This window comes from Cellulomonas avistercoris (assembly GCF_014836445.1).
Taxonomy (GTDB): domain Bacteria; phylum Actinomycetota; class Actinomycetes; order Actinomycetales; family Cellulomonadaceae; genus Cellulomonas; species Cellulomonas avistercoris.
In genome coordinates this window covers 1-24,915 of record NZ_JACSQV010000003.1, presented here as the reverse complement: position 1 = coordinate 24,915, position 24,915 = coordinate 1, and the positions used below count along the sequence as shown (strand labels likewise).

Genomic DNA, 24,915 nt, shown 5'->3' with positions numbered 1-24,915 from the left:
GCCGGGGACACCCCCGGCCCCGCTAGCCGCGCAGCCTGCGCAGCTCGGCCGCGGCCTGCGGCAGCACGGTGAACAGGTCACCCACGACGCCGAAGTCGGCGATCTCGAAGATGGGCGCGTCGGGGTCGGAGTTGACGGCCACGATCGTCCCCGACGCCTGCATGCCGCCGCGGTGGTGCACGGCCCCGGAGACACCGGCGCCCACGTAGAGCCGCGGCGACACCGTGACGCCCGTCTGGCCGATCTGCGCGTCGTGGCCGATCCAGCCCTCGTCGGTGGCGACGCGCGTGGCGCCGACCGCACCCCCGAGCACGTCCGCGAGCTCCTCGACGGCGGCGAAGTCGCCCTCGGTGCCGCGCCCGCCGACGACCACGACGTTCGCCGACCCGAGGTCGGGACGCCCGGACGCGGCGTGCTCGGTCCGCTCGACGAGCCGCACGCGCGTCGAGCCGGCGCGGGGCTCGACGGGGAGGTCGACCACCTGCGGCGACGACGGCGCGGCGGCGTCCTGCGCGGCCACCGCGTTGGCCTTGACCGTCACGACCGCGTGCGGCGCCGTCACGGCGCACCGCGTGGTCCACGTGCCGGCGAGGACCGTCTTGTGCGCGACGACACGCCCGTCCTCGAGCGTCAGCCCGTCGACGTCCGTCACGACGCCCGCACCGGTGCGCACCGCGAGGCGGGCGGCCGCCTCCTTGTTGTCGAACGACGACACGAGCAGGAGCAGCGAGGCGCCCGAGGCGGCGCTCGCCGCCTCCAGGCCGTCGGCCAGCACGGCCGAGAGGTGGACGTCGGCGTCGGTGACGAGCCGGTGGACGGTCGTCACGCCCTGGGCGGCGAGCACGGGCAGCGCGGGCGCGAGGTCCTCGTCGCCGGCCCACACGCCGTGCACCCCCGCGTCGCCCGCGAGGTCGCGCGCCAGGGTCAGCAGCTCACGGACCGGCGGGCGCAGGGACCCGTCGGGCGCGTGGTCGAGCAGGACGAGCACGGGGGTGGCGGTCACGACGGTCCTCCGGGAGGGTGCGAGCAGTCGGGGTGGGTCGGGCCGGCGTCAGACGAGCTTGCGCTCGACGAGCCAGGCGGCGAGCCGGGCACCGGCGTCACCCGTGTCGGTGACGAGGACACGGTCCTCGCGCGGCGGTCGGGGCGCGGCCTCGAGCACCTGGGTCCGGGCACCCGCCGTGCCGACGGTCGCGGGGTCGACACCGAGGTCCGCGAGCGTCAGCGTCGTCACCGGCTTCTTGCGGGCGGCCATGATGCCCTTGAAGTTCGGGTAGCGCGGATCGTTGAGCCCGTCGGTGACCGACACCAGGGCGGGCAGCTCGGCGGTCAGGGTCTCCGTCGCGTGGTCGAGCCGGCGCGTGACGGTCGCGGTGCGCGCCACCGGGTCGACCGTGAGGGTCGACGCGAGCGGCAGGGCCGGCAGGTCGAGCACCTCGGCGATCGCGGTCGGCAGCAGCGACGTGAGCCCGTCGAGGCCCGCCATGCCCGTGATCACGAGGTCGACCGGCGCGTCCGACGACAGGTGTCGGATCGCGGCCGCGAGCACCGTCGCGGTCCCGACGGCGTCCGAGCCGGCGACGGCGTCGTCGAGGACGTGCACGGCCTCGTCGGCGCCCATCTGCAGGCCCTTGCGGACCGCGTCGACCGCGTCGTCGGGGCCCACCGTCAGCACGACCACCTGCCCGTCGTGCTCCTCGGCGAGCGCCAGCGCGGCCTCGACGGCGTTCTCATCGAGCTCGTTGAGGGTGCCGTCACCGCCGTCGCGCACGACGCGCCCGTCGGGACCGAGCTGCCGGTCGGACTGGATGTCGGGGACGAACTTCACGCAGACGACGATCCTCACCCTGCGAACGTTACCGTCCGTACCGCGCCAACCCGCGCGGGGTGTTCGCCTGGTGGAAACACCCGTGACACGACTCGGACGTGCGTCCTGGCACCATGGAGGTGTGAGCGACTCCGTCACGACCCCACCGCACCGGGGCCCCCACCGCCTCGGCGTCCACGTCACGGACGCGGGGATCGACGTCGCGGTGCTCGCTCCCCACGCCGCGGCGGTCGAGCTGTGCCTGCTCGACGGCCCGCTCGACGCCCCCACCGAGCGTCGCGTGCCGCTGTCCGGGCCGCACCTGGGGGTGTGGTCGGCGTCCGTCCCCGGCGTCCGACCCGGACAGCGCTACGGCCTGCGCGCGGACGGCCCGTGGGAGCCCGCGTACGGGCTGCGGTACAACCCGGCGAAGCTGCTGGTCGACCCGTACGCCCGCGGCCTGGTCGGGGAGCTGGGCTACGGCCCCGAGACCTACGGCCACGTCGTCGGCGACGACCTGGTCGGCGACCCGTACGGGCCGCGCGACGACCGCGACTCCGCAGGCCACGTCCCCCACGGCGTGGTGGTGGACACGCGCGACCTGCCCGGCCCGGACCCCGCCGCCAACCGGCCGTGGACCCCGTGGTCGCGCACGGTCGTCTACGAGGCGCACGCCAAGGGCCTGACCCGCCTGCATCCCGACCTCCCGCCCGAGCTGCGCGGCACGTACGCGGGGCTCGCGCACCCGGCCGTGGTCGCCCACCTGCTGAGCCTGGGCGTCACCGCGGTCGAGCTGCTTCCCGTGCACGCCTTCACGTCCGAGACGCACCTGGTCGACAAGGGGCTGACGAACTACTGGGGCTACTCGACGCTCGGCTTCTTCGCGCCGCATGCCGCGTACGCGACGGCCGCCGCGCGCGCGGCAGGCCCGGCCGCGGTGCTGGACGAGCTGCGCGCGACCGTGCACGCGCTGCACGAGGCCGGCCTCGAGGTCCTGCTCGACGTCGTCTACAACCACACGTGCGAGGGCGGGCTGCCGGGTCAGCACGTGTCGTGGCGCGGCCTGGACGACGCCTACTACTACGCGCACGACGGCGGCGTGCCCGCGACGCTCGCCGACGTGACGGGGACGGGCAACACGCTCGACTTCCGCCGCACGGGCGTCGTGGCCATGACGCTGGACTCGCTGCGGTACTGGGCGGACGTCGTCGGGGTCGACGGCTTCCGCTTCGACCTCGCCGTCACGCTGGGCCGGAGCACCGACGGGTTCCGGCAGGACCACGCGACGCTCGTCGCCGCCGCGACCGACCCGTCGCTCGCCGGCCTCAAGCTCGTCGCCGAGCCGTGGGACGTGGGACCGGGCGGGTGGCGCACCGGGCAGTTCCCGGCGCCGTTCGCGGAGTGGAACGACCGGTTCCGCAACGCGGTCCGCTCGTTCTGGCTCGCCGACCCGGGCCGCGCCGCCCACGGCCTGCCCGGCCACCGCGTCCGGGACCTCGCGACGCGGCTGGCGGGATCGGTCGACCTGTTCGGGCACGGCACGCCGCCGCTCGGTCGCGGCCCGTACGCGTCGGTCAACTACGTCACCGCCCACGACGGGTTCACGCTGGCCGACCTCGTCGCGTACGAGCACAAGCACAACGCCGCCAACGGCGAGCAGAACCGCGACGGCTCGGACGACAACCGGTCGTGGAACCACGGCGTCGAGGGACCGGTGCAGCGCGACTCCCCGGCCGCCGACATCGTGCCCCTGCGGCGCCGCTCGATCCGCAACCTGTTCGCGACCCTCGTGCTCGCGACGGGCACGCCCATGATCACGGCGGGCGACGAGACGGGGCGGACCCAGCGCGGCAACAACAACGCGTACTGCCAGGACAACGAGATCTCCTGGGTCTCGTGGGACCTCTCGCCGTGGCGCACCGACCTGCTCGCGACCGCCCGGCACCTGCTCGCGCTGCGGCGGGACCACCCGGCGCTGCGCACGAGCACCTTCTACACCGGGCGTCCGCGCACCGACGGGGCGCCGCCCGACCTCGGCTGGTACTGCCCGGACGGCACGCCGTTCGACCACGCGCGCTGGCACGACGCGGGGATCCGCACCTTCCAGATGCTGCGGTCCGCGGCCCCGCCGGACGACGACCAGGTGCTGCTGGTCGTGAACGGTGCGCTGGACGCCGTGCCCGTGGAGCTCGCGGGCGGTGCCGGCGAGCCCTGGACGCTCGCGTGGGACTCGGTGTGGGAGCGCCCGTCGGAGGTGTCGACGGCCGCGATCTCCGGCGGCCTGCACCAGGCGGTGGGCACCATGGCGACCATCGAGCCGCTGAGCATGCGGGTGTACGTCCGGCCCTGACGCCACGTGGTACCCGGCGGGTAGCGTGCGCGCATGACGCACACCCACGACGTCGTGGTCGTCGGCGCCGGGCTCGCGGGCCTGGTCACCACCGCCGAGCTGGTCGCGGCCGGCCGCCGCGTGCTGCTCCTGGACGCCGAGCCGGCCGCGAGCCTGGGCGGTCAGGCGTGGTGGTCGTTCGGCGGCCTGTTCCTCGTCGGCTCCCCCGAGCAGCGCCGCCTGGGCGTGCGGGACAGCGCGGAGCTCGCGCTGGCCGACTGGCTCGGGTCCGCCGCGTTCGCGGACGACGGCTCCGACCGGTGGGGCCGCGCGTGGGCCGAGGGCTTCGTCGAGTTCGCCGCCGGAGGGCTGCGACCGTGGCTGCACCGCCAGGGCGTGCGCTGGTTCCCGCTCGTGCAGTGGGCCGAGCGCGGCGGGTACCTCGCCGACGGGCACGGCAACTCCGTGCCGCGCTTCCACGTCACGTGGGGCACGGGCCCCGGGCTGCTCGAGCCGTTCGTGCGGTCCCTGCTGGCGGCGCACCGCGACGGACGCGTCGAGGTGCGGTTCCGGCACCGCGTCACGGCGCTGACGACCACCGACGGACGCGTGAGCGGCGTGCGGGGTGACGTCCTCGCACCCGACGCCGCCGAGCGGGGCGCGCCGTCGTCGCGCGAAGCCGTGCGCACGTTCGAGGTCGACGCGCCGGCGGTCGTCGTCGCGACGGGCGGCATCGGCGCCAACCACGCGCTGGTCCGCGCGGCCTGGCCGCCGACCGCCGGGCGGCTGCCGGACCGGATGCTCTCGGGCGTCCCGGACCACGTCGACGGCTCCGGGATCGAGGCCGCGCGGGGCGCCGGTGCGCACGTCGCGCACGCGGGCAGGATGTGGCACTACCCCGAGGGCATCGCGAACCACTCGCCGGTGTGGACCGACCACGGCATCCGGATCCTGCCCGGTCCCAGCCCGCTGTGGCTCGACGCCGACGGGCGGCGCCTGCCCGTCCCCCTGTTTCCCGGCTTCGACTCGCTCGGTGCGCTGCAGCACGTCACGTCGCGCGGCGACGACCACTCGTGGTTCGTCCTCGACCGCACCATCCTCGGCAAGGAGCTCGCGCTGTCCGGCTCGGAGCAGAACCCGGACCTGACGGGCCGCGACGTGCGGCTCCTGCTGCAGCGGGTGCGCCGCGACGCCGTCGGGCCCGTCGAGACGTTCGCGCAACGGTCCCCCGAGTTCGTCGCCGCGACGACGCCGGCCGAGCTGGCCGCCGGCATGAACGCGCTGACGGGGACGTCGCGGATCGACGCCGACGCGCTCGCCCGCACGATCGCCGCGCGCGACGCCCAGGTCTCGACGGGACTGGGCAAGGACCTGCAGGTCACGGCGACGGCGATGGCCCGGCGCTACGTCGTCGACCGGGCGATCCGCGTCGCACCGCCGCACCGGCTCCTCGACCCCGCGCACGGGCCGCTGTACGCGATCCGCCTGTCGGTGCTCACGCGCAAGACCCTCGGCGGGCTGGCGACCGACCTCGAGGGACGCGTCCTGCGCCCCGACGGCGAGGTGCTGCCCGGGCTGTGGGCCGTCGGCGAGGCCTCCGGCTTCGGCGGTGGTGGCGTCCACGGCCACCGCGCGCTGGAGGGCACGTTCCTCGCGGGCTGCCTCCACACGGGCCGCGTCACGGGCCGCGCCCTCGCCGACACCCTCTGACCCTCCGCCGAACGCGGACTTCTGCCGCCCATCAGCCACCGGAAGCGGCAGAACCCCGCGCTCGACGGTGGGCGGCGGCCAGGTGGTGGCGTATCTCCGGGGCGACCCGGTGGTCGTGTACGTCGGCGGCCGTGAAGCGCAGGAGCAGCGCACCCGACGCGACGACGGCGTTCTGCCGTGCGCGGTCACGGAACAGCGCCGCGGGGGTCGAGTGCGGGCCGGCACCGTCGATCTCGACGACGAGCAGCCGCCGGTCGGGAAGACGCCACCCGAGATCACCACGCGCGACGACACGCCCCCGGGGGTCGTGCACCGCGACCTGGATCCCGTCCGGCGGGATGCCGAGGTCGACGCACTGCAGACGGGCGCGCGTCTCGAGCGGTGACTGCGCACGACCGTCGACCAGCGGCCACCAGTCGGCGGCCCGTGCGGCGCCCCGCCGACCACGTGCGAGCGCGCGCACCGAACCGAGGTCCGGCGCCACCAGTCGTTGCTGGACGGCGGAGTCGAGCACGGCGACCGCGTGCTCACGCGAGAGCTCGCACACGGCCTGCGCCAGGGCCACATCGGGAGCGACGACACGCGCGCCGCGAACGGTCCGGACGTCGCCCACCCGGAACCGACGGACCCGCGCGGCAGCGCGCGGGTCCCGCCCACCGGCCGGCTCCAGGGCGGCCTCCGGCCGGATGTCGCGAGGCAGGCCGTGCACACCGTGGAGCGCGAGAGCACATGCACCGACCGCGACGGCCTCGCCCGGCCCGAGCATGAGCAGCGCCGTCCAGGCGGACCGCCGTCGGAGATGGTCGGGGTCACGACGGACCGCGGCCCGCGGCGTCACCGACGTCGGCGGCGGTGCGCCGAAGACGTCAGGGCCCCACCGTCGCTCCACCTCGGCCGCGAGGTCGTGCACACCACGGACGACGGGCAGGAGGACACCGCCCGCCCGCAGGGTCGCCCGCCGGTGCCGCCCCAGGCCTGCGGCGTCGCACTGCTGCGTCGACACGAGCCCCTCCTGCACGCGGGCGAGCTGCAGCAGCGCGTCGGGGACCGGTCCGGGGCGGCGCACCGCACCATCCCAGCGCCCCGGAGAGCCCACGGACCGCGCCGCCCAGCCGCCTGTGGACACGGCCGCACTCACCCGAGCTGTGGTCGGCTCGCGGAAGGAGGTGACCCTCCGTCGAACGCGGCCTTCTTCCGCTTCGAAGATCCCTGTGGCGGCAGAAGGCCGCGTTCGCCACCCCCGGGTCAGGAGGCCGTCGCCACCAGGCCCGTCGACGCCACCGACGTCAGCGCCTCGTGCCGCGGCACCACGCGGACCGTGTAGCCGAACGGACCCGTCGCGGTGAGCTCGACGTCGCCCGCGTACCCGTAGCGGTCCGCCTCGTAGGTGTCGTCCAGGGTCAGCTCGGTGACGTGGATCTCCGCGAGCTCTTCGTCGGGGCCGACGGGCCCGTGCAGGGCCTGCACCTGGACGTCGTCGGGCGTCAGGTCACCGAGGGCGACCCACGCCAGCACGTGCAGCCGGTCGCCGACCTGCGGCGACGTGCCCACCCCCGCCGAGTCGACGTGGTCGACGCCCACGTGCGGCCACGCCTTGTGCACGCGGGCCCGCCAGTCCGCGAGCGCGATCGCACCGGCCAGGTCGTCAGCCGCGAGGGTCGCACCGGCCGCGGCCGCGGGCACGTAGAGGTGCGCGACGTAGTCGGCCACCATGCGCGTCGCCTGCACCTTCGGGCCGAGCGTCACGAGCGTGTGCCGCACCATGGCGAGCCAGCGGCGCGGGACGTCGTCGGCGTCGCGGTCGTAGTAGGTCGGGACGACCTGCTGCTCGAGCACGTCGTACAGCGACGCGGCCTCGACCTCGTCGCGCACGTCGGGGTCGTCGACGCCGTCCGCGCTGGGGATGACCCAGCCGTTGTCGTCGTCGTGCCACTCGTCCCACCAGCCGTCGAGGACCGACAGGTTGAGCCCCCCGTTGAGCGCGACCTTCATTCCGGACGTCCCGCAGGCCTCGAGCGGGCGCAGCGGGTTGTTGAGCCACACGTCGCACCCGGGGTACAGCGTCCCGGCCATGCCCATGTCGTAGTCGGGCAGGAAGACGATGCGGTGGCGGACGTCGTGCCGGTCGGCGAACGCGACGAGCTCGGCGACGAGACGCTTGCCGGGCTCGTCGTCGGGGTGCGCCTTGCCGGCGACGACGACCTGCACCGGCCGCTGCGGGTCCAGCAGCAGGGCCGCGAACCGGTCCGGGTCCGTGAGCATGAGCGTCAGCCGCTTGTAGGTCGGCACGCGCCGCGCGAAGCCGATCGTCAGCACGTCCGGCGACAGCGCGTCGTCGACCCAGCGCAGGTCCCCGGGCTGGGCACCGCGCCGCAGCCACGACGCGCGCACGCGTCGGCGCGCGTCCTCGACGAGCCGGGACCGCAGCCTGCGGCGCAGCTCCCACAGCTCGCGGTCGCCGATCGTGCCGCCCGCCTCCCACCCGGCGCCGGTCGCCAGGTCGTGCGCGGTCATCCGGCGGGCCGCGAGCGCCGTCACCTCGGGCGCGACCCACGTCGGGGCGTGCACGCCGTTGGTGATCGACCCGATCGGCACCTCCTGCGCATCGAACCCGGGCCAGAGCCCCGCGAACATCTCGCGCGAGACGCGCCCGTGCAGACGCGAGACCCCGTTGGCCCGGCCCGCGAGCCGCAGCCCCATGACGGCCATGTTGAACAGGCGCGGGTCGCCGCCCGGGTGGTCCTCGGTGCCCAGCGCGAGGACGTCGGCGACGGGGAGCGTGGCGGCGACGTCGAGTGCGCCGAGGTACTGCTCGACGTCCCGCCGCTGGAACCGGTCGATGCCCGCGGGCACGGGCGTGTGCGTCGTGAAGACGGTGGTCGCACGGACCAGCTCGAGCGCGGTCGCGAAGGACGCGCCGTCGGCGACGAGCTCGCGGATCCGCTCGACCCCGAGGAAGCCCGCGTGCCCCTCGTTGGTGTGGAAGACGTCGGGTGCGGCGCCTCCCGTGAGGCGTGCGTGGGTGCGCAGCGCGCGCACGCCGCCGACGCCCAGGAGGAGCTCCTGCTCGAGCCGGTGCGTGCCTGCGCCGCCGTAGAGACGGTCCGTGACGGCCCGCGCCGCGTCGTCGTTGGCGGGCACGTCGGAGTCGAGCAGCAGCAGCGGGACACGCCCGACCTGCGCGACCCAGACCTGGGCGTGCAGGGCGCGACCCCCCGGGAGGGTGAGGTCGACCAGCGCGGGCGACCCGTCGGGCTCCCGCAGCAGGGACAGGGGCAGACCGTCGGGGTCGAGCACGGGGTACGTCTCGACCTGGCACCCGGAGCGGTCCAGCGCCTGGCGGAAGTAGCCGGCGCGGTACAGCAGGCCGACGCCGACGACCGGGACGCCGAGGTCGGAGGCGGCCTTGAGGTGGTCGCCGGCGAGCACCCCGAGCCCGCCCGAGTACTGCGGCAGCGCGGCGGCGACGCCGAACTCGGGAGAGAAGTACGCGATCGACGCGGGCATCGTCGGCGCGGCCTGCCGCTGGTACCAGCGCGGCTGCTCGACGTACGCGCGCAGGTCAGCGATGGCGGCGCGGACCCGTGCGACGTGCGACTCGTCGGCCGCGAGCTCGTCCAGGCGCTCCCGGCCGAGCGCGCCGAGGAACGCCACGGGGTCGCCGCCCACCTGCTCCCACACGGCCGCGTCGAGGTCCTCGAAGACGGCCCGGGTGCCCGGGTGCCACGACCAGCGCAGGTTGTGCGCGAGCTCCTCGAGACCGGCCAGGGACGGCGGCAGGACGGTGCGGACGGTGAACCGGCGGATCGCTCTCACGGGCGCAGACTACGCAGAACGGACGCTCGCCACAGCCCTGTCGACGATCGGGATCCGGACGATCGTCCTGAACCCTCCCGGACCAGGTGACGACGGCGCGCGGCGCGACGCCAGCGGATGCCACCACCCCCGCCGGGCGGATAGGTTCGGGACCGTGACGACTCCCCGCCGCCCTCGTCGCACGTCACCGGCCAGCACTCCGGGCCGCCCACGTGCCGATGTCCCCGTGCCCGCGCCGGAGCAGCCGACCGCCACCCCCGGAGCTCCCGCGGCCACCCCTGCTTCCCCTGTCGCCCCGGCGCGGCCCGCGGCCGCCGTCGCCCCGGCGCGGCCCGCGGCCGCCGTCGCCCCGGCACCGCCCGCGGCCCCCGCCGCCGCCGCCGCCGTCCCGGCACTGCCGGTCGGCCGCATCCCCGTGGTCGACGTCTTCCCCGTCGCCGAGGAGGGCCGGTTCCCCGCCAAGGCGAGCGTCGGCGAGGCCGTGCGGATCCGCGCGACCGTCATCCGCGAGGGCCACGACGCGCTGGGCGCGACCGCGGTGCTGCTGCGCCCCGACGGCTCGGTGCACTCGTCGGCGCGCATGGTGGACGTCGCCCCGGGGCTCGACAGGTACGAGGCGCGTCTCGTCCCGGACGCCGAGGGCGACTGGTCGTTCCGCGTCGAGGGCTGGTCGGACCCGTACGGCACGTGGGCCCACGACGCCGCGATCAAGGTCGAGGCCGGCCTGGACGTCGAGCTCATGCTCACGGAGGGCACGCTCGTGCTCGAGCGTGCCGCGGCGCGCACGGGCGACGACGCGATGCCGCCGCGCGACGCACGCGTCCTGCTCGACGCGGTCGCCGCGCTGCGCGACACGTCCCGGCCGCCCCTGGCACGGCTCGCGGCGGCCCTGTCGGAGCAGGTCCGCGAGGTCCTGGAGCGTTCCCCCCTGCGCGACCTCGTGACGACCTCGCGCACCTACCCGCTGGTGGTGCACCGGCGCCTGGCGCTGGCGGGCTCGTGGTACGAGATGTTCCCGCGCTCGCACGGCGCGACGTTCGACGAGGCCACACAGCGCTGGACGTCGGGGACGCTGCAGACCGCCGCGACGCAGCTGCCGCGCATCGCCGCGATGGGCTTCGACGTCGTCTACCTCACGCCGATCCACCCGATCGGCACGACGTACCGCAAGGGTCGCAACAACGCGCTCACGGCCCTGCCCGGGGACCCCGGCTCGCCGTACGCGATCGGCTCGCCCGACGGCGGGCACGACGCCATCGAGCCGTCGCTCGGCACGTTCGACGACTTCGACGCGTTCGTCGCGCGGGCCCGCTCCCTGGGCATGGAGGTCGCGCTGGACCTGGCGCTGCAGGCGTCGCCCGACCACCCGTGGGTCACGGAGCACCCCGAGTGGTTCACGACGCGCGCCGACGGGACCATCGCGTACGCCGAGAACCCGCCGAAGAAGTACCAGGACATCTACCCCCTGAACTTCGACAACGACCCCGAGGGCATCTACGCGGAGATCCGCCGCGTCGTGCAGGTGTGGATCGACCACGGAATCACCGCGTTCCGGGTCGACAACCCGCACACCAAGCCGCTGTCGTTCTGGCAGCGCCTGCTGGCGGAGGTGCGCGCCGCGCACCCGGAGGTGCTCTTCCTGTCGGAGGCGTTCACGCGCCCGGCGATGATGCTCACGCTCGCCAAGATCGGCTTCCACCAGTCGTACACGTACTTCACGTGGCGCAACACCAAGGCGGAGCTCGAGGAGTACCTGGCCCGCGTCGGGGGCGACGAGGCGCCGTGGCTGCGTCCGAGCTTCTGGCCGACGACGCACGACATCCTGCCGCCGTACCTGCAGCAGGGCGGTCCGAGCGCGTTCGCGGTCCGCGCGGTCCTCGCGGCGACGGGGTCCCCGACGTGGGGCGTCTACTCGGGGTACGAGCTCGCGGAGAGCGTGCCCCGCCCGGGCGTCGAGGAGCAGATCGACAACGAGAAGTACGAGTTCCGGCCGAGGGACTGGGCCCGTGCGGACGAGCTGGGGATCGCCCTGCTCATCGGCCGGCTCAACGAGATCCGGCGGGCGCACCCGGCGCTGCAGCAGCTGAGCAACGTCCGGGTCCACCCGACGACGGACGACGCGCTCGTGGCCTTCTCGCGGCACCTGGACGCGGAGCACTCCCCCACGGGCCGGGCGGACACCGTGGTCGTCATCGTCAACATCGACCCCTTCGCAGCGCGCGAGGGCGCCGTGCACCTCGACCTCGCGGCGTTCGGGCTGCCCCCGGACCGCGGCGTCGTGGCGCACGACGTGCTCTCGGGCGAGTCGTACGGGTGGTCGGACCAGGTGTACGTCCGCCTCGACCCGCAGGTCCGTGTCGCGCACGTCGTGCACCTCGAGCACGCCCCGGGCGCACGATGAGGCGGCCCTTCCCGCCTGCGGGGGACGACTCCTCCGCAGCAGGTGACGTCCGCGTGCCGACCACGCCCGTGCTGGGCACCCCGGCCGCCGGCTCCCCTCCGGGGACGCCGCCGCCGGGCTCCTCCCCGTCCCCCGACGCGGTCCCCGGGGCGCCCGCTCCCGTGCCGACCCCGCCCGCGGCCGGCATGGCGTCGGCATCGGGCGCGTCGCACCGCGAGCCGCCGCCGACGACCGCCGCGATCGCGCTGCGCGGTCTGCCGGAGCGTCGTCAGCCCGACGTCCCGGTCCCCGCGAGCTCGGGCGGACGTGACGCCGACACGGAGTGGTACCGCACGGCCGTCTTCTACGAGGTCATGCTCCGCACGTTCGCGGACTCCGCCGGCAACGGCAGCGGTGACCTGCCGGGCCTCATCCAGCGGCTCGACTACCTGCAGTGGCTGGGCGTCGACTGCCTGTGGCTGCCGCCGTTCTACCCCTCCCCGCTGCGTGACGGCGGGTACGACGTGTCCGACTACACGGCGGTCGCCCCGCAGTACGGCACGCTCGACGACTTCCGCACGCTCGTCACGGAGTGCCACCGCCGCGGCATGCGCATCGTCGTCGACCTCGTGATGAACCACACGAGCGACCAGCACCCGTGGTTCCAGGCCTCGCGGTCCGACCCCGACGGCCCGTACGGCGACTTCTACGTGTGGAGCGACGACAACACGCGCTACCAGGACGCGCGCATCATCTTCGTCGACACCGAGACGTCGAACTGGACGTTCGACCCCGTCCGGCGCCAGTACTTCTGGCACCGGTTCTTCAGCCACCAGCCGGACCTGAACTTCGAGAACCCGCGCGTCGTCGACGCGATGCTCGACGTGGCGCGGTTCTGGCTGCACCTGGGCGTGGACGGCTTCCGGCTGGACGCCGTGCCGTACCTGTTCGAGGCCGAGGGCACGAACTGCGAGAACCTCCCGGAGACCCACGAGTTCCTGCGCAAGGTCCGACGGGTCATCGACGAGGAGTTCCCCGGTCGCATCATGCTGGCCGAGGCCAACCAGTGGCCCGAGGACGTCGTCCACTACTTCGGGACGGACGACGAGCCCGAGTGCCACATGTGCTTCCACTTCCCGGTGATGCCGCGGATCTACTACGCGCTGCGGGACCAGCGGGCGACGCAGATCATCGACATCCTCGCGGACACGCCGCCCATCCCGGCGAGCGGGCAGTGGAGCACGTTCCTGCGCAACCACGACGAGCTCACGCTCGAGATGGTCTCGACGGAGGAGCGCGCGTCGATGTACGGGTGGTACGCACCCGACTCCCGGATGCGCGCCAACGTCGGCATCCGGCGGCGCCTCGCGCCGCTGCTCGACAACTCGCGCAAGGAGATCGAGCTCTCGCACGCGCTGCTGCTGTCGCTGCCGGGCAGCCCCTGCCTGTACTACGGCGACGAGATCGGCATGGGCGACAACATCTGGCTCGCCGACCGTGACGCCGTGCGCACACCGATGCAGTGGACGCCGGACCGCAACGCGGGCTTCTCGACGGCGGACCCGGGCAAGCTCTACCTGCCGCTCGTGCAGTCGCTCGTGTACCACTACGGCAACGTCAACGTGGAGTCCCAGCTGGCGCAGCCGACGTCCCTGCTGCACTGGGTGCACGGCATGCTCGCGGTGCGCCGCCAGCACCCCGCGCTCGGGCTGGGCGTCTTCGAGGTCGTCCCGTGCGACAACGAGTCCGTGCTGACGTTCCTGCGCCGCACCGACGACGAGACGATCCTCGTCGTGGCGAACCTCGCGGCGACCGCACGTGCAGCGACGGTCACGCTGCCGGGACGGGCGGGCTGGTCGACGCGCGACGTGTTCGGCGGCGCGCACTTCCCGGACGTCCGCGACGACGAGACCCTCACGTTCACGCTCGGTTCGCGCGAGTTCTACTGGCTGGAGCTGACGGCACCGTGATCCTCGACGCGCTCGCACCCGACGACGTCGACCGCGACGTGGTCGGGCTGCTCGGCACGTGGCTGCCGCAGCGGCGCTGGTACCCGGCCAAGGGCGCGGACGCCGAGCTCACGCCGGTCGGGACGCTGCACCTCGCCGACGACGTGCGCGTGCTGCTGGTCCGGGCGCGCACGGACGCCGTGGACGTCGTGCTGCAGGTGCCCGTGCTGCTGCTCGCGGGCACGGCACCCGCCGGCACGGACCCCGCGGCCGTCGTCGGGGACGTCGGGGGCCGCAGCGTCCTCGACGCCGCGGGTGACCCGCGCTTCCTCGCGGCGTGGCTCGCGGCCGCGGACGGACCGGGGGCCGACGTCGACGTGTCGTCGGCGCGCGTGGTCACCGGTGAGCAGTCGAACACCTCCGTCGTCCTGCCCGGCGCGGACGGCGTGCCGACGGGGATCCTCAAGGTCCTGCGGACGCTCGCCGGCGGCGAGAACCCCGACATCGACGTACCGCGTCGTCTCGTCGCGGCCGGCTGGGACGGCGTCCCGGCGCCGCTCGCGTGGGCCCAGGCACGGTGGACGTCGTCGACGGGTGCCGCAGAGGTCGGCTACCTCGGGGTGCTCAGCGCCTTCGTGCCCGGCGCCCAGGACGGCTTCGAGCTGGCGTGCGCGTGGGCCGGCGAGGGCCGCGCGTTCGGCGAGCCGGCCGCCGAGCTCGGTGCGACGGTGGCCGGCATGCACGACGCGCTGGTCCGGGCGTTCGGTGCGGACCCCGTGACCGACGGGGGCGCCGTGCCCGCCCGCTCCCTGCTCGACCGGCTCGCGTGGGCCACCGCCGGCGTGCCGGCGCTCGCCGCGTACGCCGACCGCGTGCGGGCCGTGGCCGACGAGGTCGCCGGTCTGGCGACCACGCCGCCGCGCCAGCGCGTGCACGGCGACCTGCACCTGGGCCAGGTGCTGCGCTCGACGGGCCGCTGGTTCGTCATCGACTTCGAGGGCGAGCCCCTGGCACCGCTGGCGGCGCGCGTGCTCCCGGACCTCGCGCTGCGCGACGTCGCGGGGCTGCTGCGATCGTTCGACTACGCCGCGGCGGTCGGCGGCCTCACGGGTGAGGCCGCGGTGGCCTGGACGGCCGACGCGCGTGCGGGACTGCTCGCGGGCTACGGCGTGCTGGACGACCCGACGAGCACCCTGCTGCTGCGCGCGCTCGAGCTCGACAAGACGCTGTACGAGGCCGTGTACGAGGCGCGCAACCGACCCGCGTGGGCGCCGATCCCCCAGGCCGGGCTGGAGCGTCTGCTGGCCTGAGCCGCGGTGCCGCACTCCCGCACCGGCCCCGTCAGGCGACGCCCGTGCCCGCGGCGACCTCGGTGAGCGTGTCGACGACCATCCGCAGGCCCGCCTGCCGGGGCGCGAGCTCGGCCTGCAGCACGAGCGCGGCGGCGCCGACCGCCGGGGCCGCGGACGCCTGCGAGGAGATCGTGACGCGCACGTCGTGTGTCCCGCGGGCGAAGAACCCGCCCGTGAGCCGCTCCTGCACCACCGGCAGGTAGAGCGACCCCGCGTGCGCGAACGACGCGCCCGTGAGGACCAGCAGGTCGAGGTCCAGGACGTTGGCCAGGACCTGGGCGGCCGTCGCGACGTACCGCGCCGAGTCGGCGAGCAGCCGCACCGGCACCTCCTCGCCGCGCGCGGCCGCGCGGGACAGCGCGGCGAAGTCCTCGGGGACGCTGCGCCCGGGCAGCCGGACGCCCGCCTCGGTCGCGCGCGCGACGACGGCGGCGGGCCCGGCGAACGCCTCGATGCAGCCGCGGCTGCCGCACCAGCACGCGGGCCCGTCGACGTCGACGCAGACGTGCCCGATCTCGCCCGCGTTGGAGGAGCGGCCGCGGTAGACCGTGCCGTCGACGATGATGCCGGCGCCGATGCCGGTGCCCATGTACAGCGCGGCGCACACGGCACCGGTCGGCACCCCGCCCGACCAGTACTCGCCGAGGGCGGAGGCGGTCGCGTCGTTGTCGAGGAGCACGGGCAGCCCGACGGCGTCCTCCAGGGCGTCGGCGAGCGGGAACTCCGCCCAGTGCTGCATCACGGGCGGCGCGAGCGTCATGCCGGTGGCGGTCGAGAGCGGCCCCGGCGAGACGACACCGAGCCCGAGCAGCCGATCCGGGTCGATGCCCACGCGCGCGACCGTCGCCGCGATCTCGGCCGCGATCCGCGCCACGACGTCCCGGGGGTCGTCGGTTCCGGTGCCGGGGCGCCGCCAGCGCGCGACGACCTGCCCCGCGAGGTCGGCGATGACGTAGGTGATGCCGGCGTGGTCGAGGTGCACCCCGACGGCATGGCGCGCCGCCGGGTCGAGCTGCAGGAGCATGCGGGGCTTGCCGCCCGTGGACTCGGCCCGCCCGGCCTCCACGACGAGGCCGTCGTCGATGAGGTGGCGCACCGCCGTCGAGACGGTGGCCGCGGTCAGCCCGGTGGCCCGGGTCAGCTCGACCCGGCTGATGGTGCCCGCGGCGCGGATGACGTCGAGGACCGCGCTGCGGCTGCTCGTGCGCGCGGCGCCGGGGCCACGTGTGCCTGCGTTCACTCCTGCTCCCGTCGACGTGCCGACCACCGGGTGAGGACCTGCCGAGCGCCACCCTCCCGTGGGCTCACCCCACGCGCGTCGCGCGCAGCAGCACGAGGCGCTCGGGCGAGAGCTGCGGCGGCCGCACGCCGAGCCGCTCGAGCGCGCGCCCGGTGGCACGGACCCCCTCGGGTCCCCACCACGACACGCCCTGCCCGTGCGTCACGACGTCGCCCGGCGCCTGCGGTCGCAGGTGGTACGTGGCGTCCGGGTCCAGCCCGGGCAGCAGGACGGCGTCCGCCGGCATCTGCGCCGACGACCCGAGCGTCGCGACCGCGAACAGCGCGTCCGAGCCGTCCTGCGCGACGACGCCGTGCACCTGGACCGCGGGGTCCGCGGTGTCGGCGTGCACGCTCACGCCGGTGTGCAGCAGGCCGCGCACCTCCTTGTAGAGCGCGACCCACGCGGCGAGCTCGGCACGCTGCGCGTCGTCGGCCTCCCGCAGGTCCCACTCGATGCCGAGGTGCCCGAACAGCGCGGTGCCGGCCCGGAACCCGAGGGACGCGCTGCGGCCCGTGCTGTGCGCGGTCCCGGAGCCGATGTGCGCACCGATGAGCTCGAGCGGGATCAGCAGGTTGGTCCACGGCTGGATGGACCGGCGCTCGAGCGCGTCGATGCAGTCCGACGCCCACACGCGGTCGGTCCGCTGCAGGATCTCGAGGTCGATCCGCGCACCCCCCGACGAGCAGGACTCGATCTCGATCCGCGGGTGGCGTGCGCGCAGGTCGTCGAGCAGCCGGTACACCGCGAGCGTCTGCCCGTGGACCCCGGGCACGCCGTCGGCTCCGTGCCCCGCGTCGACGAGGTCCCTGTTGTGGTCCCACTTGAGGTACGCGATGTCGTTCTCCGTGAGCAGGGCGTCGAGACGCCCGAGCACGTACGCGTACGCCTCCGGCCGCGCGAGGTCGAGCACCTGCTGGTGCCGCGTCGGCCGCGGCAGGCGGTCGGGCAGCTGCAGCATCCAGTCCGGGTGCGCCCGCGCCAGGTCGGAGTCCGGGTTGACCATCTCGGGCTCGACCCACAGGCCGAACTGCATCCCGAGGCCGGTCACGTGGTCGATCAGCGGGTGCAGCCCGTCGGGCCAGACCTCGTCGGACACGAACCAGTCCCCCAGCCCGCTCGTGTCGTCCCGGCGCGAGCCGAACCAGCCGTCGTCGAGGACGAAGCGCTCGGCGCCGACGGCTGCTGCCGCGTCCGCGAGCTCGACGAGCCGGGCCAGGTCGTGGTCGAAGTACACGGCCTCCCAGGTGTTGAGCGTGACCGGTCGCGGGCTGCTCGGGTGCTGGGGCCGCGCCCGCATCCAGGCGTGGAAGCGCGCCGCGAGCGCGTCGAGGCCCTGCTCGCCGTACGACCCGTAGACCCAGGGGCTGGTGTACGCCTCGCCGGGTGCGAGCCGCACCTCGCCGGGCCCGAGCAGCTCACCCCCGCCGAGCAGGCCGGGGTGGTAGTGGTGGCGCTCGGCGAGGCTGCGGTGGTTGCCGGACCAGGCGACGTGCCACCCCCAGGCCTCCCCGCGCCGGTGCGCGAGGTCCTCGGTACCGGCGACCAGCACGTACGGGGTGTCGAAGCCGGTGCGCCCGCGCCGGTTCTCGCGCAGCCGCGTGCCGTGCGTGAAGGCCGTGCGCATCGGCGCGCGCTCGCGCGCCCAGTGCCCGCCGAGGTCGAGGAGCGTGGCGGCGCGCGCGGGCACCGGGAGCGTCAGCGTGAGGCTCGCGACCTCGTAGACGTCCTCGCCCGTGTTGGTGAGGGTGGCCCGCTGGCGCACGAGTCCCTGCGGGGTCAGCTCGAGGACGAGCTCGAGCCCGAGGCCGGCGGCGGGGTCGGCCGCGGGCACGACCAGGACGGCGCCGCCGTCGGCGGTGCGCGTGAGCGCCGCCGCACCGGCGGTGAACGCGGCGGACCAGGCACGTCCGGCGCGCGAGCCGGTGAGCCCCGGCGTCCCGAGCCAGCCGTCGGACTGGGCGGGCAGCACGGTCGGCCCGACGTCGCCGTCCACGGGCGAGCCCATGCCGGCAGGACGCGCAGCGCGCCGCAGGTCATCCAGCCCGGCGTCGTCGAGGTCGCCGAGGTCGGCTCCCCAGTGCAGGACGCGGGGCAGCCCCGTGAGGTCGAGGACGAGGCTCACACCGGCCGCACGCAGGTGCAGCAGGTCCGCGGGGACCGCGGGCGGGGCGTGGTCCGGTCGGGCGCTCGTCATGGTGGTCGTCTCGTCGTCGGGACGCTGGGGCACCGCTCACCTCCGTGGGGATCGGGACCACCCTACGACGTTGACTTACTTAGTTCGGGAGCCTAACAATGTCGCTCGGCTCGAGGTCGACGACGACCCGCCGCGCGACGCCGCGCACCGGAGCCGTCGACCCGGGAGCACCTCGCACATGGACCAGGACGTGCTCGACGAGGGCTGGACCCTCACCGCCGTCGCCGCGACGCTTCCCCCGGGCCTCCCCGCCGGCCTGGCCCAGCGGCTGCGGGCCGGGGTGCCCGCACGCGTGCCCGGCACCACCCACACCGACCTGCTCGCGGCCGGGCTCGTCCCGGACCCCGACGGCCGCGAGGGGGACCTCGCGTGGATGAACCGGGTGGACTGGGTCTACGCGCGCCTGCTGACGACCGGCCCGGCGGCCCCCGACGAGCGCGTCGACCTCGTCCTGGAGGGTGTGGACACCGTCGCGACGATCTACCTGGGCAGCACCCTGCTGGCGTCCACGGCCAACCAGCACCGCACCTACCGGATCGACCTGCGCGAGCACCTGCACGGGGACCCGCAGCTGCTGCGCGTCGAGCTCGCGTCGGCCCTGACGCACGCCGAGGCCGAGGAGGCCCGGCTGGGCCCCCGACCGCGCGTGCACCCGCAGCCGTTCCCCCTGGTCCGCAAGATGGCGCGCTCGTTCGGCCGGGACCGCGAACCCGGCCTGCAGACCGCGGGTCTGTGGCGGCCGGTGCGGGTCGAGCGGTGGCGCGTCGCACGCCTCGCGACGGTACGGCCGCTCGTCACCGTCGAGCCCGACGGCACGGCGCGGGTCCAGGTGCACGTCGACGTCGAGCGCTCCGGGCTCACGGGCGGCCACGTCCCCCTCGTCGTTGCGGCGCGCGTCGCAGGTGCCGAGACGGTCGCCGAGGTCCACGCGGGCGCCCTGCGGACCACCGCACGGCTCGAGGTCCCGCACGCGCCCCTGTGGTGGCCCGCGGGCCACGGCGCGCAGCCGCTGCACGACCTGCACGTCGAGCTGCGGGCCGCCGATCCCGGCGCGCCGGCCGGCCCCCGCGGCACCGGCCCCCCGCTGGGCTGCTGGTCCCGCCGGATCGGGTTCCGCACCGTCGAGCTCGACACCGCACCCGACGACCAGGGCAGCGCGTTCACGCTGCGCGTCAACGGCAGGTCCGTGTCCGTCCGCGGCGCCGGCTGGGTCCCCGACGACCACCTGCTGACGCGGGTCACGCGCACCCGCCTCGCACGCCGCCTCGACCAGGCGCTCGGAGCGCGGCTGAACCTCCTGCGGGTCCGGGGCAGCGGGATCTACGAGTCGCAGGACTTCTACGAGCTGTGCGACGAGCGCGGCCTGCTCGTCTGGCAGGACTTCCTGCTCGCGTGCGCCGCCTACCCGGAGGAGTCCCCGCTGCGCGAGGAGATCGAGGCGGAGGCGCGCGAGCACGTCGCACGTCTGACGCCGCACCCCTCCCTGGTCGTGTGGAACGGCGGCGACGAGTACCTGTGGGCCTACCGCGACCGTGGGTGGCACCGCGAGCTCGACGGCCGCACGTGGGGGCGACGGTACGCGACCGAGGTCCTGCCCGCCGTGGTCGCCGAGCTCGACCCGACACGGCCGTACGTGGTCAACAGCCCCTCCTCGCCGGGCTTCGACGTCGACGACGTGCACCCCAACGACCTCGACCACGGCACGCACCACCACGGTGAGGTCGGCAGCTGCCTCGGCGACACCGCGTACCGCGACGAGGTCCCCCGGTTCTGCGCCGACCTCGGCTTCCCCGGCCCGCCGACGTGGGCGACGCTGCAGCGTGCCGTCCGCGCGTCGGACCGCGCCGTCGTCGGCGCCCCGGCGGGCCTCGACGACCGACTGTGGGCCGCGCAGCTCACCCAGGCCCGCGCCGTGCGTGGCGGGATCGAGCACCACCGCTCCTGGTGGCCCACGACCGCGGGGGTGATCGTGCGGCAGCTCAACGACTGCCGGCCGGTGACGTCGTCGTCCGCGATCGACGGCGACGGCCGGCCCAAGCCGCTGTGGTGGGCGATGCGGGCGGCCTTCGCCGAGCGTCTCGTGACCGTCCAGCCCCGGGACGGGCGCGAGACGCTCGTCGCCGTCAACGACACCCCGGTGCTGTGGAAGGCGGTCGCCGTCCTCGAGCGCCAGACGCTCGAGGGCCACCTGCTCGCACGCACCGAGCTGCCGCTGACCGTCGGCGCGTGGTCGGTCGGCACGTTCCCGATCGCGGCCACCCTGCGCACCCCGGGCGACGCGACGCGCGAGGTCCTCGTCGTCACGCTGGACGGACGCCGCGCGGCGCACACCTGGGTCGAGGACGTCGACCTCGCGCTCGACCCCGCGCCGTACGACGCCCGCGTCCACCCGGTGCAGGACGGCTACCACGTCGAGGTGACGGCGCGCTCGCTCGCGCGCGACCTCACGCTGCTCGTCGACCGCGTCGACCCCGCGGCGAGCGTGGACGCTGCCCTGGTGACGCTGCCGGCGGGTGCCACGACGACGTTCCGCGTCCGCAGCACCGAGGTGCTCGACCCGACCACGCTCGTCGCACCGCCCGTGCTGCGCAGCGCCAACGACCTCGTCGTCCCGGCGCGCGCGGCGGGCGCGGCGGGCGCGGCGGGCCCGTGAGGGCGCCGTCGGAGCGGCAGCCCGGCACGGTCCGGCCTACGCACCCCCCGCTACGCTGACCGCCGTGGGCGCAGACGCGATCGGACTGGTGCTGGCACGCCCCGCGCGGCTGCTGGGTCTCGAGCCCTTCTTCATGGAGCTCATCGGGGGCATCGACGAGACGCTGTCGACCGACGACCGGTCGCTGCTGCTGCACGTGGTGCCCGACCACGACGCCGAGATCGCCGCCTACCGGCGTTGGGGCCGGGGCCGCCTCGTGGACGCGGTGGTGCTCGTCAACCTCGTCGACGCCGACCCGCGGCCGGCCGTGCTGCGCGAGCTCGCGATCCCCACCGTCGTCGTCGGCGGGCCGGAGCGGACCCTGCCCGACGTGGCGCACGTGTGGATCGACAACGCCCAGGCCATGCACGACGCCGTCGGCTACCTGGTCGACCTCGGTCACGACAGGATCGGGCGCGTGTCCGGGCCCGCGACGCTCGCGCACACCCGCTCACGCACCCGCGCGTTCCTCGCGGAGTGCGCCGCTCGCGGTGCGCACGGCGTCGTCGTCGAAGGCGACTACGGCGAGGCGTCCGGCACCCGCGCGGCGCGCGCGCTGCTCGGGCGCAACGACCCGCCGTCGGCCCTCGTGTTCGACAACGACGTCATGGCCCTCGCTGGTCTCGGGGTGGCCCACGAGATGGGACTGGCGGTCCCCGGGGACGTGTCGCTCCTCGCGTGGGACGACTCGGCGATGTGCCGGCTCGCGCACCCGCCGCTGTCGGCCATGAGCCTCGATGTCCACGCCATGGGCGTGCAGGTGGCCGACGCCGTGCTGAACCTGCTCGCGTCGGGCCGCCCGACGACGTCGACCGCACCCCTGCCCCGCCTCGTCGCGCGTGGCAGCACCGCCCGCCGTCCCCCCGCAGGGGCCGACGTCGCGCGCCACGCGTGACCACCTGCGGCGACACCCCAAGGGTGGTTGGGTAGGGGCATGACAGCGGTTGCACCGTCCCCCGTGCCCGTCGACCCCGACACGCTGCGCACCGTCGCCGCGGGCGCCCACTACGACCCCCACACCGTCCTCGGTCCCCACGTCGGCGACGGCGCGGTCACCGTGCGGACCCTGCGTCCGCTCGCGGACCGGGTCGCCGTCGTGACCGCCGAGGGCAGCTTCGAGGCCCAGCACGAGATGGACGGCATCTGGTACGCGCTGATCCCGGGCGCCACCGTCCCCGACTACCGTCTCGAGGTCACGTACGCCGGCGTCACGACCGTCGTCGACGACCCCTACCGGTTCCTGCCCACCGTGCAGGAGCTGGACCGCCACCTGGTGCGTGAGGGTCGGCACGAGCAGCTGTGGCAGGTGCTCGGCGCCAACGTCCGCACCTACTCCGGCCAGCTCGGCGAGGTCCGCGGCACGTCGTTCGCCGTGTGGGCCCCGAACGCGCGCGCCGTGCGCGTCATCGGCGACTTCAACCACTGGCAGGGCGCGACGCACGCGATGCGCTCGCTGGGTGCCAGCGGGATCTGGGAGCTGTACGCGCCCGGCGTGGAAGCCGGTGCGCGCTACAAGTTCGAGATCCTCGCCGTGGACGGCTCGTGGCGCCAGAAGGCTGACCCGCTCGCCAAGGGCACGGAGGTGCCCCCGGCGACCGCCTCGGTCGTCGTCGAGACCCGCTACTCGTGGTCCGACGAGGCGTGGATGACGTCCCGTGCGCAGCGCGACCCCCACTCCGGGCCGATGAGCGTGTACGAGGTGCACCTCGGCTCGTGGCGCCAGGGCCTGTCGTACCGGGACCTGGCCCACCAGCTGACGGAGTACGTGCTCGAGCTGGGGTTCACGCACGTCGAGCTGCTGCCTGTGGCCGAGCACCCCTTCGGCGGGTCGTGGGGCTACCAGGTGTCGTCGTACTACGCGCCGACCTCGCGGTTCGGGCATCCCGACGACTTCCGGTACCTGGTCGACTGCCTGCACCGCGCCGGGATCGGCGTGATCGTCGACTGGGTGCCCGCACACTTCCCGAAGGACGAGTGGGCGCTGGCCCATTTCGACGGCACGGCGCTCTACGAGCACCCGGACCCGCTGCTGGGTGAGCACCCCGACTGGGGCACCTACGTCTTCAACTTCGGCCGCCCCGAGGTGCGCAACTTCCTCGTCGCGAACGCCACGTACTGGCTCGAGGAGTTCCACGTCGACGGCCTGCGCGTCGACGCGGTGGCATCGATGCTCTACCTCGACTACTCGCGCCAGCCGGGTCAGTGGCGACCCAACGAGCACGGCGGCCGGGAGAACCTCGACGCGATCTCGTTCCTCCAGGAGGCGAACGCGACGGCCTACCGCCGGACGCCCGGCATCATGATGATCGCCGAGGAGTCGACCGCGTGGCCGGGCGTCACCGCCCCGACGTCGGCGCAGGGCCTGGGCTTCGGGCTGAAGTGGAACATGGGCTGGATGAACGACACCCTGCGCTACCTGCGCGAGGAGCCGATCAACCGCCGGTATCACCACCACGAGATCACCTTCTCGATGGTCTACGCGTACTCCGAGCACTTCGTGCTGCCGATCAGCCACGACGAGGTCGTCCACGGCAAGGGCTCCTTGTACGGGCGCATGCCCGGCGACCACTGGCAGAAGCTCGCCGGCGTCCGTGCCCTGCTGGCCTACCAGTGGACGCACCCCGGCAAGCAGCTGCTCTTCATGGGCCAGGAGTTCGCCCAGCAGGGTGAGTGGGCGGAGGCTCGCTCGCTCGACTGGCAGGCGCTCGACGACCCGTCCCACCGCGGCGTGATGAGCTCGCTCCGCGACCTGAACGCCCTCTACCGGCAGACGCCGGCCCTGTGGGAGCTGGACCACGCCCCCGAGGGCTTCGAATGGCTGGCGTCGGACGAGGCCGGGCTCAACCTGCTGGCGTACGCCCGGTTCGCGCCGGGCGCGCCGCCGGCCGTGGTCGTCGTGAACTTCGCCGGGGTGCCGCACGAGTCGTGGCGGCTTCCCCTGCCGCGCGGCGGCAGGTGGCGCGAGGCCTACAACTCGGACTCCGAGGCGTACGGCGGCTCGGGCGTGGGCAACCTCGGTGCGATCGTCGCCCAGCCGGTGGAGCACTACGGCCGCGACTGGTCCGCCACGATCCGCGTCCCCCCGCTGGGCGCCGTGATCTTCGTCGCAGACGGTGACGAGCCGTCCACGGAAGAGGCGGTCGACCCCGTGATCTGACGCGGCCCGCGTCGCAACGAGCGGACCAGGAGGCCGGGGCAGCACTGCTGCTCCGGCCTTCTGCATTCCCAGCCTGCAAGGGCGCGTGGCAGCTCCTGGCATTCCCCCGGTGCGCGGTGCAGGGCCGGCGCGACGGTCACGCACCGCGGAACGACGAAAGGCCCACCCCGTGAGGGGTGGGCCTTTCGTTGAATGATTGTCCGGCGGCGTCCTACTCTCCCACACCCTGGCGGGTGCAGTACCATCG

Annotated in this window: 14 protein-coding genes; 8 read left to right on the top strand and 6 right to left on the bottom strand. The window is 74.8% G+C overall.

Going from position 1 to position 24,915, the window contains the following annotated elements:
* Positions 1 to 22: 22 nt before the first annotated feature.
* Both H9657_RS04620 and H9657_RS04615 read right to left on the bottom strand, forming a co-directional pair.
* Positions 23 to 1,003 (bottom strand): electron transfer flavoprotein subunit alpha/FixB family protein, encoded by a 981-nt coding sequence (locus H9657_RS04620; protein ID WP_191780839.1) that lies wholly within the window; start codon positions 1,001 to 1,003, stop codon positions 23 to 25.
* Positions 1,004 to 1,051: 48 nt separating this feature from the next.
* Positions 1,052 to 1,846, bottom strand: a complete 795-nt coding sequence (locus tag H9657_RS04615; RefSeq protein WP_191780837.1) for an electron transfer flavoprotein subunit beta/FixA family protein — start codon at positions 1,844 to 1,846, stop codon at positions 1,052 to 1,054.
* Positions 1,847 to 1,949: 103 nt separating this feature from the next.
* Here H9657_RS04615 and glgX point away from each other — a divergent pair, with 103 nt between their 5' ends.
* Both glgX and H9657_RS04605 read left to right on the top strand, forming a co-directional pair.
* A complete protein-coding gene (glgX, locus tag H9657_RS04610) occupies positions 1,950 to 4,157 on the top strand; it encodes a glycogen debranching protein GlgX (RefSeq protein WP_318241291.1) in 2,208 nt (735 codons plus the stop codon).
* Between the two features lie 33 nt (positions 4,158 to 4,190).
* Positions 4,191 to 5,846 (top strand): FAD-binding dehydrogenase, encoded by a 1,656-nt coding sequence (locus H9657_RS04605; RefSeq protein ID WP_191780832.1) that lies wholly within the window; start codon positions 4,191 to 4,193, stop codon positions 5,844 to 5,846.
* A gap of 31 nt (positions 5,847 to 5,877) precedes the next feature.
* Here the strand turns inward: H9657_RS04605 and H9657_RS04600 are convergent, their stop codons facing one another.
* Together H9657_RS04600 and glgP are read right to left on the bottom strand one after the other, a co-directional pair.
* Positions 5,878 to 6,912, bottom strand: coding sequence for a PDDEXK family nuclease (locus tag H9657_RS04600; protein ID WP_191780830.1), 1,035 nt, complete (start codon positions 6,910 to 6,912; stop codon positions 5,878 to 5,880).
* A gap of 179 nt (positions 6,913 to 7,091) precedes the next feature.
* Positions 7,092 to 9,662 carry an alpha-glucan family phosphorylase gene (gene glgP / locus H9657_RS04595; RefSeq protein ID WP_191780828.1) on the bottom strand — a complete coding sequence of 857 codons (2,571 nt, stop codon included), beginning with the start codon at positions 9,660 to 9,662 and terminating at the stop codon, positions 7,092 to 7,094.
* A gap of 226 nt (positions 9,663 to 9,888) precedes the next feature.
* Here glgP and H9657_RS04590 point away from each other — a divergent pair, with 226 nt between their 5' ends.
* The 3 genes from H9657_RS04590 (at position 9,889) to H9657_RS04580 (ending at position 15,301) form a co-directional block, all read left to right on the top strand.
* A complete protein-coding gene (locus H9657_RS04590; protein WP_191780826.1) occupies positions 9,889 to 12,063 on the top strand; it encodes an alpha-1,4-glucan--maltose-1-phosphate maltosyltransferase in 2,175 nt (724 codons plus the stop codon).
* Between the two features lie 185 nt (positions 12,064 to 12,248).
* Positions 12,249 to 14,012, top strand: coding sequence for a maltose alpha-D-glucosyltransferase (gene treS / locus H9657_RS04585; protein ID WP_191781298.1), 1,764 nt, complete (start codon positions 12,249 to 12,251; stop codon positions 14,010 to 14,012).
* Entirely contained in the window at positions 14,009 to 15,301 is a 1,293-nt protein-coding gene (locus tag H9657_RS04580; protein ID WP_191780824.1) for a maltokinase N-terminal cap-like domain-containing protein, read from the top strand. The genes treS and H9657_RS04580 overlap by 4 nt, the downstream gene beginning before the upstream one ends.
* A 31-nt stretch (positions 15,302 to 15,332) precedes the next feature.
* Here H9657_RS04580 and H9657_RS04575 read toward each other — a convergent pair whose 3' ends face one another.
* Both H9657_RS04575 and H9657_RS04570 read right to left on the bottom strand, forming a co-directional pair.
* Entirely contained in the window at positions 15,333 to 16,583 is a 1,251-nt protein-coding gene (locus tag H9657_RS04575; RefSeq protein WP_191780822.1) for an ROK family transcriptional regulator, read from the bottom strand.
* Positions 16,584 to 16,647: 64 nt separating this feature from the next.
* Positions 16,648 to 18,819, bottom strand: coding sequence for an alpha-galactosidase (locus H9657_RS04570; protein WP_191781296.1), 2,172 nt, complete (start codon positions 18,817 to 18,819; stop codon positions 16,648 to 16,650).
* Between the two features lie 178 nt (positions 18,820 to 18,997).
* On the opposite strand from H9657_RS04570, the gene H9657_RS04565 reads away from it, so the two are divergent.
* The 3 genes from H9657_RS04565 (at position 18,998) to glgB (ending at position 24,668) form a co-directional block, all read left to right on the top strand.
* Positions 18,998 to 21,472: a glycoside hydrolase family 2 protein gene (locus H9657_RS04565; RefSeq protein WP_191780820.1), complete on the top strand. Its 2,475-nt coding sequence runs from the start codon at positions 18,998 to 19,000 to the stop codon at positions 21,470 to 21,472.
* Between the two features lie 64 nt (positions 21,473 to 21,536).
* Positions 21,537 to 22,406 carry a LacI family DNA-binding transcriptional regulator gene (locus H9657_RS04560; protein WP_318241290.1) on the top strand — a complete coding sequence of 290 codons (870 nt, stop codon included), beginning with the start codon at positions 21,537 to 21,539 and terminating at the stop codon, positions 22,404 to 22,406.
* A gap of 39 nt (positions 22,407 to 22,445) precedes the next feature.
* Positions 22,446 to 24,668 (top strand): 1,4-alpha-glucan branching protein GlgB, encoded by a 2,223-nt coding sequence (gene glgB / locus H9657_RS04555; RefSeq protein ID WP_191780818.1) that lies wholly within the window; start codon positions 22,446 to 22,448, stop codon positions 24,666 to 24,668.
* Positions 24,669 to 24,915 lie beyond the last annotated feature (247 nt).

Coding starts and splice junctions, on each gene's coding strand:
- H9657_RS04605 (WP_191780832.1), top strand. CDS start 4,191: ATGACGCACACCCACGACGTCGTGGTCGTCGGCGCCGGGCTCGCGGGC.
- treS (WP_191781298.1), top strand. CDS start 12,249: ATGGCGTCGGCATCGGGCGCGTCGCACCGCGAGCCGCCGCCGACGACC.
- H9657_RS04570 (WP_191781296.1), bottom strand. CDS start 18,819: ATGACGAGCGCCCGACCGGACCACGCCCCGCCCGCGGTCCCCGCGGAC.
- H9657_RS04565 (WP_191780820.1), top strand. CDS start 18,998: ATGGACCAGGACGTGCTCGACGAGGGCTGGACCCTCACCGCCGTCGCC.
- glgB (WP_191780818.1), top strand. CDS start 22,446: ATGACAGCGGTTGCACCGTCCCCCGTGCCCGTCGACCCCGACACGCTG.